Genomic DNA, 11,499 nt, shown 5'->3' with positions numbered 1-11,499 from the left:
GCTCGTACTGGATCCAGCCCCGGCCGGGCAACTGCGCGCGCTCGAGCAAACGGTATTTGCGGCGCATCCATTTCTTGACGTGTTTGGCGGCATACCGGGCCTCGTTGGCGGTGCCCGCAGAGTCAGCCAGCCACGCCTCGAACGGGCTGCGGTCCAGATCCTCTGCCAGCGCCTCGGCGATCGCCGGCTCGTTCTCCACCATCATCTTCTCCAGCGCGTGGAGCTGGGCTTGTCGCCACTGCACGCTGCGGGTTTTGCCGGTGGCAAATGTCTGCCGGAGTCGAGCGACAATTTTTGGGATGTCGGATGCAGGCGCGCCGTTTGTGGTGGTTTCGGTGGTCTTGATGGTCACGGGGATCCCTTCCTCGACCGGGGGAATCCAATCCTAATCAACCACCCGGTTGGGGAACAGGCTGCCTATGACGGCTATGGCTTTTCGGCAGAGATCCAAACGGCCCGGAAGGTCGCGGCAACGCTCGGATCCTCCGGCAGCGGCCGACCAACCCGAGTGAGGTAGTCGCGACCGGTCATCGACTCGACCCGCCAGGAGTGGGTGTCAAACCATGCCGCCGGATCCCGGCGCTCGTCTTCCGTGTACCACAGGTCGCCAGGATCGAACACGTTCTCGTCGCCGAGGCGGCGGCGAAGTTCTTCGGCCCTGAGCCGACGTTTTTCGAAGGCCTCGCGGGCAGCGTCGTCCACCGTAAAATCCTCGATGCAGACTCGGCTGCCCGTTGCGCTCAGCGCGTCGATGTCGGCGAACAATCGGTCCTCGGCCTCACCCGGCAAGAACATCAACAGGCCTTCGGCCAACCACGCCGTCGGCTGCGTCGAGTTGAACCCGTTGTCGCGCAACGTTTTCGGCCAATCGAACCGAAGATCGGCCGGCACCTCGCGGCGGTCGGCGGACGGCGTCGCGCCGTGAGACGCCAGCGTCGCGGCTTTGTACTCCAGCACTTTCGGCTGGTCGATCTCGTACACCACGGTGCCCGCCGGCCAGTCCAGCCGGTAGGCCCGCGAGTCGAGCCCGGACGCCAGGATCACATGCTGACGGATGCCGGCTGCTGCCGCTGCGGTGAAGTACGCGTCGAAGTAATGGGTGCGAGCGGCTTGATAGTTCACCATGTGCGCACGGATAGCGGCCTGCTCGGGATTGGCCGCATACGTCGTGGCCATCTTCGCTGTGAGCTCCGCCAGTTCCGGCCCGTCGATCAGAATTTGCGCGAACTCGTCGCGGATCAGCGGCTGCTCGCTGGCCGTCTCGACGGCGCGGGCCGAAGCAACCATGACCGCGGTCGCACCGACGCTGGTCGCGATGTCCCAGGTGTCGTCGTCTGACCGGCTGCTAGCTGACCCTGTGCTCATGCTGATTGCCCGCCTCCTCAGCGGCCCGTCCCGGGCCGCATCGTCACCGGGCGTGTCCGTTCCGCGGTGACGAATTGTGCGAATGCGTCCCGGTCGTCGCCCATCGGCACGCCGTCCACCCAACGGTCCAGCCGCCGCATCTCGTCGTCGGAGGACTGCGCGGTCGCGCGCCAGCCGTGGTTGTTAAGCCAGTCGACGACGACCGCGCGGTCTTCGTCGTGGTAGATCAGGTCCTGAATATCGACGGTCCGCTCAATGCCGAGCTCATCGGCGACACGCTGAAGCCGGTCGCGCATCTCTTGCCGCCGCTCGTCGGCGTGGTTGGCGGCGGTTTCCGCCGCAATCCGGCTGCCCGGCGCGCTCAACTCGGTGATCTGCGCGAACAGCCGGTCCTGGGCGTCGGCGGGCAGATACATCAGCAGACCTTCGGCCAGCCAGGCCGTCGGTGCTGCCGGGTCGAACCCCGCTTCGATCAGCGCGGCCGGCCAGTCCTGGCGCAGGTCGATTGGCACCTCGTGTCGGTCGGCCGACGGTGTCGCGCCGTTGGCCGCCAGCGTGGCCGACTTGTAGGCCAGCACCTTGGGCTGGTCGATTTCGTACACCGTGGTGCCGGCCGGCCAGTCCAGCCGGTAGGCCCGCGAGTCCAGTCCGGACGCCAAAATCACCACCTGGCGGATGCCGGCCGCGACCGCCCCGGCGAAGTGGGCGTCGAAGAAGTGCGTCCGCACGGCCTGGTAGCTGCGCATGTGCTGGAAAACCGCGGCCGCCTCCGGATCGATCGCCTCCACCTTGTCCAGGAGGGAGCCGTCGAGCATGTTTTCCCACACACCGGTGCCGGCCTCGCTGACCAACAGCTTGGCGTAGGGGTCGCGGATCAGTGGATCAGGCTCATCGGTTTCGGCGGCCCGCGCGGCGGCCACCATCACCGCCGTGGTGCCGACGCTGGTGGCAATGTCCCAGGTGTCGTCGTGGGTGCGCAACGTGCTCATCGTCTTCCCGCCTCCTGCAAATGCGTCAGGTGATCAATCTGCTGCGGCCAGCTGGGCGCGCAGCAGCCTGGTGGTGAAGGTCTCTTCAGCCAGGTCCGCCGGTATCGGCCGACCGAGCCGGGCCATTTCGTCGATGTTGCTTACGGCGCGCACCTGCCACCCGTGCGCAGTCAGCCATTCGGCGGCATCCGCTCGGTCGCTTTCCTGGTAGGTCAGCGTCTCGACGTTGATGTCGAGACCGAGGCGTTCGCGCATCCGCTCGAAGCGGACCCGTCGCGCCGCCCGGCGCCGCTCGGGATCGGCCGAACCAAGGCTGAACGCCTCCACGGCCACTTGGCTGCCGGGTGCGCTCAGTTCTGTCAGCATCTCGAACAGCCGGTCCTGAGCTTCGGCCGGCAGGTAGGGCAGCAGTCCCTCTGCAAGCCATGCGGTCGGTTGACTTCGATCGAAACCCGCCGCGGATAGCGCGGCCGGCCAGTCGTCGCGCAGATCCACCGGCACGGTGCGCCGGGTGGCCTTGGGGGCGGCATCCGCCGACGTCAAAGTGGCCGTCTTGTACTCCACCACCTGTGGCTGGTCGATCTCGTACACCGTGGTACCGGCCGGCCAATCCAGACGATAGGCCCGCGAGTCCAGCCCCGCGGCCAGGATCACGACCTGCCTGATTCCACCAGCAGCGACGGCGTCGGCGAGGTAGTTGTCGAAGAAGTGCGTGCGGACCGCTTGATAGTCGCAGGCCAACCGGTGGGCTCGTCGTCCGTGCTCGTCGTCGTCCAGCCACTCCAGGCTCGGGCTGGCCAACCGCGCCCACGGCTGCCCGGCCGACGACACCAGCAAGTAGGCGAACTCGTCGCGGATCAGCGGGTCAGCTGATGCCGTCTCCACTGCGCGCGCCGCAGCGACACTCAATGCGGTGGCGCCGACGCTTTCGGTGATGTCCCAGCTGTCGCCTTCGGTACGCGCCGAGCTCACGTCGTACAAATCAGTCATAGCGGAAACCATGCTACCTAATAAGTTAGGCAAGCTATATGGTTCTGTGCGCTACATCACTGTCTTCATTCGGGCGCCGGGCGAGGCTGTCGGCCAATAACTGGCGCACCCGACGAGTGACCGCTTCGAATTCGTGCTTGGCGACGAAACCGGCGTAGAAACCGATTCCCAGCAGGACCGCGATCAACGTCTCGGTGAGTGCAGCGGTGTCGGTATCCGCGGCCAGCTCGCCACGCTTGATCGCGTCATCGATGGCCCACACCAGGAACTCCCGGGTGGCGCGAACCGAGTCGGCCTCCTCATGGCTCAGATCGGGGTGCCGCTGCGATTCCAACGCGACGGTGATCAGAAATGCTGCCGCTGTTCGGTTTTCGATGTCGGCCTGGGTCGCGGCGTTGATGAACGCGGAGACCCGATCTACCAACGTGCTCTCGCGCCGCGCGCGCTGGATGCTGGCCGCCACGACCACGTCGTTAGTTTCCTTAGCCACTTCGCGGTAGAGCGCGAGCTTGTCGGAGAAGTAGTGGTTGATTGCCGGCCGAGTCAGGTCGGCGCGGACGGCGATCGCCTGGAAGGTGGCAGCGTCATAACCGCGTTCGCTGAAGACTTCACGAGCAGCACACAAAATGCGCTTACGCGTCTCGGCCGCCTTCGCTGCAGGGGGGCGACCCGGTCCCCGGCTCGCCGGCTGCACCACACATAAATTGTGCCACAGATCACATTTCTGACCGGCCCGGTTAGCCGAAGCTGATTGTTAGCTGGACGATGGCTGCGCGGTGTGCGGCATCAACCCGTCGGGCGGGATGCTGCCGAACGTTCCGGCTCGGAAGTCCTCGAGTGCTTGGATCAACTCCGCCTTGGTGTTCATCACGAACGGACCGTAATGGAAGACCGGCTCCCGGATGGGCCGGCCGCCCAGGACCAACACCTCCAATGCGGGTCTGCGTGACTCCTGCGCGGGCGCGGCGGCGACGGTGATCCGGTCGCCGGGACCGAGAACTGCTAACTGGCCCTGCTCGATCGAGTGTCCGATCGGACCAACAAACCCTTGCCCGGAAAGTATGTAGACCAATGCGTTGTGGTCACGGTGCCACGGAATGTTCAGTCGCGCACCAGGTTCCACGGTGGCATGCGCCATCGTGATCGGTGTGTGCGTGACGCCGGGCCCGCGGTGACCGTCGATATCCCCTGCGATCACGCGGATTAGCGCGCCGCCGTCTTCGGAAGACAGCAAGGCCACGTCGGCGCCCGCGATGGCCTGATACCGAGGTGCGGCGAACTTGTCGTTCTTCGGCAGATTCACCCATAGCTGGATGCCGTGGAACACGCCGCCGCTTTCGACGAGGTCAGCCGGCGGCGTTTCGATGTGCAGGATGCCCGCGCCTGCGGTCATCCACTGGGTGGCGCCGTCGGTGATCAGCCCACCGCCGCCATGCGAGTCCTGGTGAGCGAACCGCCCGTCGATCATGTAGGTGACCGTTTCGAACCCGCGGTGCGGATGCCAGTCGGTCCCTCTGGGTTCGCCGGGCTGGTACTCGACCTCGCCGATCTGGTCCATGTGCACGAAGGGGTCCAGCGCGGCGGTGCTGACGCCGTAGAACGCGCGCACAACCGGAAACCCTTCGCCCTCGTAGCCGCGCGGGCCGGTGGTGATCGAGCGCACCGGGCGTTCGGTGTCGGTGGGCCCGGCCGCCGAAACCCGCGCCAGCGTCAACGTGTCTGCAGTAATAGCGGGCATCTGTGCCTCCTCAAGCATTGATACCCGCTATAACCGGACCGCGGTCCGATTATTCCTTCGACTGGTTCGTCAGCCCTTACGCCGCGCGGTCTTGGCCGCGGTCCGCTCGGTCGATGAGCCCTCGTGAGCCAGCTTGCCGCCGGCATTCTCCAAGTGAGCCCGCACGAACCACTGGAACTTTTCCAGCTCGGCGGCCTGGCCGATCAGGATGTCCTGGGTGACCGGATCCAGTTCTTCGGTTTCGTTGATGGCGGTCCGGGTGTCTTCGATAACACCGTTGTAGACCAGGTCAAGCGCGGCCAAATGCGCCTGCACGGTGTCGCGGCCAACGGAGTAGTCGTCCCAGGTGCGGTCCTTGAGGATTGCGCCCGGGGTGCCTTGCGGCGACCCGCCAAGAGTCGCGATGCGCTCGGCCACTTCGTCGGCGTAGCCACGTACCAGTTCCACTTGCGGGTCGATCATCTCGTGCACCCCGATGAAGTTGGGGCCAACAACGTTCCAGTGGACGTGCTTGAGCGTCAGGTGCAGATCGTTGTAAGTGCTCAGCTGCTTCTGTAACAGCCCAGCGACTTTAATTGCCTGCTTTTCGGTCATGCCGGGGATCGTGAACTGAGTCATGGCTGATCTGATACCCGATGGCCGCGAGTGGTAACCGCAAGACGGGTCACAGCGCGCGGATGTCTTGTATGGGTAGTCGCGCGCCGCGCCGCGGCTCGTAAGCCAGTCCGCTGGCTTCCAGCAACCGGACCACCCGGTGCCGGTGTGGCCGCATCGGCTCAAGCAGCTCGACCATGTCGGCGTCGACGATCGGATGTCCCAGCAGCGTCCAGCCGATCATCTTGGGGATGTGGTAGTCGCCCACCGAAAGGGCGTCGGCATCTCCGAAGGCACGTTGCGCCGTCTCGGCGGCTGTCCACACTCCGACGCCGGGCAGCGAGGTCAGCGCCTCTAGGGCCTCTGCGGGCGGCCATGACGCCAGCCGTTCCAACGACGACGCCCGCCGTGCGCAGCTCACGATCGTGCGCGCTCGTCCCGGATCGACGTTGGCGCGGTGGAATTCCCACGACGGGATGTGCCGCCACACATCGGCCGATGGCGGCACCCGCATCCGCGCCGGCGCAGGTCCCGGCGCCGGCGTGCCGAATTTGGTCACCAGCAAACGCCAGGCTCGGAATGCGTCGGCGCCGGGTACCCGCTGCTCGATGACCGCCGGGATGAGGGCTTCCAACACCCGGCCGGTACGTCCCAGCCGCAGATGCGGCACTCGGCGGTGGGCGGCCGCGACGATCGGATCGGCCGGAACGAAGTCCGATGCGTCGTCTTGCGCACCGAGCGCGGCCGGGAGCGCGTCGAGGAATTCCTCCGCGCCGCTTCCCCATGCCGTGCATTCGACCGCATCGAGTGCGGCGCGGCTGATCCGGGCCGTGACAGCTCCACTGTGCAACAGGCTGGCCCGCCAGATGGCGCCGTCATCGCCGATCTGAAAGCTGGGATCACCGGGACCCCGGCGGAGCGGGAGAAGGGTGAGCCCGGGGCTGACGACGCCCGCGAACTTCACTGTGCGAGCCCTACTCACCACCCGTCCGATCATAGATTCGCCGCCCGACCGTGATTGACCGGTAACGGTCTTCCGCGTCAGGATGGCGAGGTGACAACGCCGTTCGACGATCCGCAATCCGAACTGGCGTGGATGTTTTTGCAGTGCCTGTCCCACGGCGGGGACATCGACGAATGCTTCGGGCTGTTGAGCGACGACTTCACCTACTGGAGCCTGCAGAGCCGTGAATCAGTTGATAAGGCAACGCTTCGCCAAGTGGTCGACCGTCGCCAGCGCCCCGTCGAGATGAATCTCGACTTCATCCAATGCTTCAACGACGGCGAAAGCGTAGTGATCGAGGCACTCACCGACGGCGAAACCGACGACGGTGTCCGCTACGAGAGCCCCGCGGTCTTCATCTTCGAGACCCGCGACGGGCTCATCGTGTCGTTGCGCGAATACGGTGACACCCAACTCGCTGCGCAGGTGTTCGGCCCGGCGGGTACTTAACATGCCTCGACGGTGATCTCCGCTTTGTCGGGGTAGAAGGCGACGTGCCCGGCGATTGCCGCAACCGCGGGGTAGGGCTGTTCGTAGGTCCAGATGACGTCGTCGACGGTGGCGCCCGCGGCCGTGGTCACACTGTAGTAGGCAGCTTCACCTTTGTATGGGCAATAAGTGCTGGTGTCGGTGCGGGTTAGCAGATCTTGTACGACATCGTTCAGCGGAATGTATTGCACTGCAGGGTAAGTGGACTCTTGCAGCGCCAGTGCGGCGTGGGTGTCGGCGACGATCTCGCCGTTGACCCGAACGACAACGCGCGCCTGGGTCGGGTTGATCGTGATCGGATGTTCAGTGGTGGGTTCCAGGACAGGCCGACTGGTCATGGTGACAGCTCCTCACGTGTGGATAGCAGGTTCAACACCGTGTGGCGCGCAAGATTCCCGCGGCGGTGAGCTCACGTCGTTCCGAACGCGTAGCGGTGGTATTGGGACATGTTGGCCACTGAGGAAACCAGCGCCATGACCTTGCCCATCAGCCTGGCGGAGCTCGGCAACTTCGCGAACGTGTCCGACTCGAACCACCGCTGCCAGGCCACCGGCCGCACACCGGGCACTGCCGCGACGATGTCGTCGGGTCCGTTGATCGCCCAGCGCAGGGTGGATCCCGAGCGCCGCACCACGGTGTTGAGCACCTGCGATTTGATCCCGAGCGAGTTGAACGCGTCGAACTGCAGCTCACCCGAACCGAAATGGGCCACTACCCTGCTCAGCAGAGCGGTGCCGTCTTGTTCGGTCAGATACATGGTCAGTCCTTCGCCGAGCATCAGTGCTGGCCGGTCGGCGGGGATGTCGGCCAGCCAACTCGGATCGGTGACTGAGGCGGCGACGACGTGGTAGTGCTCGGCGGTGGGGTAGAGCTGGGTGCGAAGCGCGGCGACCTCGGGGTAGTCGACGTCGTACCATTCGACACCCGGCCCCGGCCGCAACCGGAAGAACCGGCTGTCCAGACCGCAGCCCACGTGCAACACGACGGCTTGCGGATGCGCGGTCAGGAACTGCTTGGCCCATTCGTCGAAGTGCGCGGTGCGGGTGGTCACCGACGGCGCTCGGCGCGCGGTGATGGTGGTCTTCTTCCAGTCGTAATCGATGCGCTCGACGATCTCTTTGGCGAACCGATCACCCAGAATCGGCTCCTTGAGGTCGGCGTCCAACGCTTTCGCATACAGCGTCGCCAGCATCGTCTGCGGCGCCCCACTCAGATCGACGCGCACCCGTTCAGTTGTCACTTGCTCGAGGCTAGTCGGCAGGCCCACCTTGTCGATGCCCTGAACGGCAGGCGGCGTGGTGTTCAGCCCCGCTCGATGGCTGGCTTGGCGTAAACCCCAGCGACGGCAGTGGTTTCGCGGCCGTCTGGACAGGGCGAGGTTCAGCCGGCGGGCGCCAACATGTCCTTCCATCCGTCGTCCCCAATGTGGTGCGAGTCTTCGAGGGAGTACTTGCTGCCGTCGGGACCCACGATTTCGCCACTGGAGGGTACGTACATCGCTGTCGAGCCGCCTGGCTGTGCCAAAACGCCGCTCCTCAGCATCGCTTCGCTCTGCATCGTCGCCGGCGTGTAGATACACGGATTGGGCTGTTGCCCGTTGCACTGCACCGAGCCCGATCCGGGCCGCTGCAGCGGATCATTGACCGGCGGCGTTGGTGCCGGCAACCGATCAGCCGGTAACGGGTTGAGCCCGTTGTTGATCGACGGCGCAGGTATCACCCTGCCTGGATCGACGGGCTGATCGCAGCGAGCCCCGGGAGCCGGACAGTTGCGCAGCTGATTGGGGTCGCCGTACCACGGGTTGGTGCCCAGCGGGACGTACGGCTTGTTGTCGCGGCACTCGCGTGGCGTCGCCGCACGCTTGCCGGGGACGTCGACACACGGATAGTTCCGCGCACCGCGCACCACGTTGGCCGGTGTGTCTTGCGGGATCTTGCAGTAGGTTCCGGTCGGCAACGGCGCCATGCTGGTGTCGGCGGGCGACCGCCACTGCGACGCGGGGAGGAACCCGGTCATGCACGGCGGCGGGTTATTGATCGACAGGTTGAGTCCCATCAGCACCGCGCCGGGAGCGGACGCAACCAATGTCTGTCCGACCGCGGCGATCTCCGGCAAGAACACCAACAGCTGCTCGAGACCTTTGTTGTAGCGCTTGAGCATATCGGCGACGATCTCCAGGTTCGCCAACGTCTGCGGCAGCGATTCGCGCACATCACTGAACACCTCGCTGACCTGATCGGCGGTGGGCGCCGCCTTCGACAAGATGTTCTGCAGATGTTGGTCGTTTTGCGCGATCTGCCCGGTCAGCACGTCGAGGTTGTGCGACCACCGCTGGATCGAATCACCTGAGTTGACTTGGCTATCCAGGATCGGTGCCGCGTTTCCGATGATGTCGTCGATGTCGGCAATGTTGGCTTGGAAGTCACCCACGATCGACTGCGTCGAATCGACCAGTCGTTGCAACGCCGGTCCCAGTCCGCCGACGGCCTGCGCTGTTTCGTCAAGCAGCGACGCGATCTTGCGCTTGGGCAGCACCGACAAGCCACGGTTGGCGGCGTCCAATGCAGGGCCGATCTCGCTGGGCACGGTGCCTTTGGTGATGGTTTGTCCGGGCGCGAGAAACTTTCCCGGGTTTCCCGTCGACACCAGGTCTAGATATTGCTCACCGATCGCCGATACCGAGTGTACATCGGCCGACGCATCGATCGGGATCTTGTAGCGGCTGTCGATGGAAAGCGTTGCCCGAACACCGTTTTTCGTCGGCTCGACCTTGGTGACCCTGCCGATCTGGATCCCTCGATAGGTCACATTCGACGTGCGATACAACCCGCCTGACGCCGGCAGCTCCGCCACCAACCGATACTGGCCGACCCCGAGTTGGCTGGGAATGCGTAAGTAGTACCAGCCCAGCGCAACCAGTGCGATCACTGTCAGTGCCGCGAACACAATCAACTGGATGCGGATCACGCGGGTCAACATCGCTTACTCACCCCGCTCCACGGGCGCGTCGGCCGGGTTCGGCGTGTAGCGGATGTCGGGGATCATCGTCGCGGGGTCACGACCCCACGACTGTTCGAGGGCGCGCAATGCCCCGGAAAAGCCTGTGCCGGTGAAGATCGCGTTGTCGACCGTGCTCAAAGTGAGGTCCAGTGCGCCCGAGACATTGATGTAGTCGCCGCGCACGATCTTCGGCACGCTGTCGATGCTGAACGGCGGTGACAGCAGGAAGCTCAGCGCCTCAACCAAATACGGCGCGGCACGACCCAGTTGCTTGAGCGGCCGCTGCAACTGGCTCAGATCCTCATGCAGATCGCCCCGTGCGGCTGACAACGTCTGATCGACGACATTACTGATCCGCCCCACAGCGTCGACGGTGTTGGCGAACAGGTCACGCTGATCGGCGAAATGCTCGACCAGCGGCGGGAATTCGGTCAGAACTTGGTCCAGGGTGTCCGTACGATCACTCACATAGGACAGCAGCCGGTCAGTGGAGTCGATGACGTGGGCGATATCGTCGCGCTGTTTGTTCAGCTGGCCGGTGAAAGTGCTCAGCTTGCCCAGAAAGTCCCGAATCTGTTGGGCGCGCCCGGCCAGAATCTTGTAGACCTCGTTTTGGATCACCTCGAGATTCGGGACGCCCCCGCCGCGCAGCACCATGGCCAAGCTGGCCAGCGTCTGCTCGGTGGAAGGGTACGCCGACGAATTGATCAGCGGGATGGTCTCTCCACTCTTCAATAGCTGTGGCGACGGGTCCAGCGGTGCGGCAAGCTCCACATGCTGAGAGCCCAGCAGGCTGGTCTGGCCGATCTTGGCCGTGGCATTCTTCGGGAGCTTAACCCCCTTCGCCAGGTCCACGGTCAGGGTGGGAACCCAGTTCTTCAGATTGATTGCGCGAACACTACCGACGAACACGTCGGCCACCAATACCCGGCTGTTGCCGTTGAGTGCCAACGTATTTGGCATCTGAACGTAGATGGTGTAGGAGCCCTTGCCGCCGCCGGGACCGCCGGGCAGGGGCACATTGGCGATACCCCGCCAATGCCCGCATGATGTCAGCACGACCGTCGCCGTCAGCAACGCCAACGCCTGCCAGGCCCGGTGGCGAACCGACCGCATCGCGCGCCTCACGATCCGGCTCCGGTAGGTGCCGCCGGGATCGCCGTCGGTGACGGCAGGGGTTGCGGATACCACGGCGGTGGTAGCGGGTTGTTCTCGTCGTAGGCATTCGGCGGGCCGGCCAGGTTCTGGGCCGGCGGTGGCGCTGCGATATCGGGCCCGCCCATCAGCTCGGCCAAAGATGCCGGTGTCAGCAGGTTCGCGGTGGCCGGCTG

At 65.0% G+C, this 11,499-nt stretch carries 12 protein-coding genes and 2 pseudogenes; 1 reads left to right on the top strand and 13 read right to left on the bottom strand.

Features of this window, described 5'->3' with window-relative positions; translation table 11 throughout:
* The 8 genes and pseudogenes from WBF82_RS13930 to WBF82_RS13895 form a co-directional block, all read right to left on the bottom strand.
* Positions 1-352 (bottom strand): annotated as a pseudogene (locus WBF82_RS13930) (aldehyde dehydrogenase family protein); the annotation flags it as partial.
* Between the two features lie 74 nt (positions 353-426).
* The gene (locus WBF82_RS13925; RefSeq protein ID WP_424383588.1) at positions 427-1,365 is read right to left on the bottom strand and encodes an SAM-dependent methyltransferase; all 939 of its coding nucleotides are present in this window, start codon (positions 1,363-1,365) and stop codon (positions 427-429) included.
* A gap of 17 nt (positions 1,366-1,382) precedes the next feature.
* The gene (locus WBF82_RS13920; protein ID WP_424383587.1) at positions 1,383-2,354 is read right to left on the bottom strand and encodes a class I SAM-dependent methyltransferase; all 972 of its coding nucleotides are present in this window, start codon (positions 2,352-2,354) and stop codon (positions 1,383-1,385) included.
* 33 nt (positions 2,355-2,387) lie between these two features.
* Entirely contained in the window at positions 2,388-3,344 is a 957-nt protein-coding gene (locus tag WBF82_RS13915) for a class I SAM-dependent methyltransferase (RefSeq protein WP_424383586.1), read from the bottom strand.
* A gap of 34 nt (positions 3,345-3,378) precedes the next feature.
* The gene (locus WBF82_RS13910) at positions 3,379-4,041 is read right to left on the bottom strand and encodes a TetR/AcrR family transcriptional regulator (protein ID WP_424383585.1); all 663 of its coding nucleotides are present in this window, start codon (positions 4,039-4,041) and stop codon (positions 3,379-3,381) included.
* Positions 4,042-4,098: 57 nt separating this feature from the next.
* Positions 4,099-5,082: a pirin family protein gene (locus WBF82_RS13905; protein ID WP_424383584.1), complete on the bottom strand. Its 984-nt coding sequence runs from the start codon at positions 5,080-5,082 to the stop codon at positions 4,099-4,101.
* Positions 5,083-5,151: 69 nt separating this feature from the next.
* Positions 5,152-5,700, bottom strand: coding sequence for a Dps family protein (locus tag WBF82_RS13900; protein WP_424383583.1), 549 nt, complete (start codon positions 5,698-5,700; stop codon positions 5,152-5,154).
* A gap of 46 nt (positions 5,701-5,746) precedes the next feature.
* A complete protein-coding gene (locus tag WBF82_RS13895) occupies positions 5,747-6,673 on the bottom strand; it encodes a DNA-3-methyladenine glycosylase family protein (RefSeq protein WP_424383582.1) in 927 nt (308 codons plus the stop codon).
* Positions 6,674-6,730: 57 nt separating this feature from the next.
* Between WBF82_RS13895 and WBF82_RS13890 the strand changes: the two genes are divergently transcribed.
* Positions 6,731-7,129 carry a nuclear transport factor 2 family protein gene (locus tag WBF82_RS13890; RefSeq protein WP_424383581.1) on the top strand — a complete coding sequence of 133 codons (399 nt, stop codon included), beginning with the start codon at positions 6,731-6,733 and terminating at the stop codon, positions 7,127-7,129.
* On the opposite strand, the gene WBF82_RS13885 is transcribed toward WBF82_RS13890, so the two are convergent.
* The 5 genes and pseudogenes from WBF82_RS13885 to WBF82_RS13865 form a co-directional block, all read right to left on the bottom strand.
* The gene (locus WBF82_RS13885) at positions 7,126-7,506 is read right to left on the bottom strand and encodes a DUF427 domain-containing protein (RefSeq protein WP_424383580.1); all 381 of its coding nucleotides are present in this window, start codon (positions 7,504-7,506) and stop codon (positions 7,126-7,128) included. The two genes, WBF82_RS13890 and WBF82_RS13885, sit on opposite strands and share 4 nt — an antisense overlap.
* 71 nt (positions 7,507-7,577) lie before the next feature.
* A complete protein-coding gene (locus WBF82_RS13880; protein ID WP_424383590.1) occupies positions 7,578-8,393 on the bottom strand; it encodes a class I SAM-dependent methyltransferase in 816 nt (271 codons plus the stop codon).
* 155 nt (positions 8,394-8,548) lie between these two features.
* On the bottom strand, positions 8,549-10,147 hold the full coding sequence (locus tag WBF82_RS13875) for an MCE family protein (RefSeq protein ID WP_424383579.1): 1,599 nt from the start codon (positions 10,145-10,147) through the stop codon (positions 8,549-8,551).
* A gap of 3 nt (positions 10,148-10,150) precedes the next feature.
* The gene (locus WBF82_RS13870; RefSeq protein WP_424383589.1) at positions 10,151-11,284 is read right to left on the bottom strand and encodes a virulence factor Mce family protein; all 1,134 of its coding nucleotides are present in this window, start codon (positions 11,282-11,284) and stop codon (positions 10,151-10,153) included.
* Positions 11,285-11,292: 8 nt separating this feature from the next.
* A pseudogene (locus WBF82_RS13865) lies at positions 11,293-11,499 on the bottom strand (mammalian cell entry protein); the annotation flags it as partial.

Source organism: Mycobacterium sp., assembly GCF_049673265.1.
Taxonomy (GTDB): Bacteria; Actinomycetota; Actinomycetes; order Mycobacteriales; family Mycobacteriaceae; genus Mycobacterium.
The sequence above is the reverse complement of the archived record's forward strand: the minus strand, read 5'-3'. Positions and strand labels throughout refer to the sequence as shown.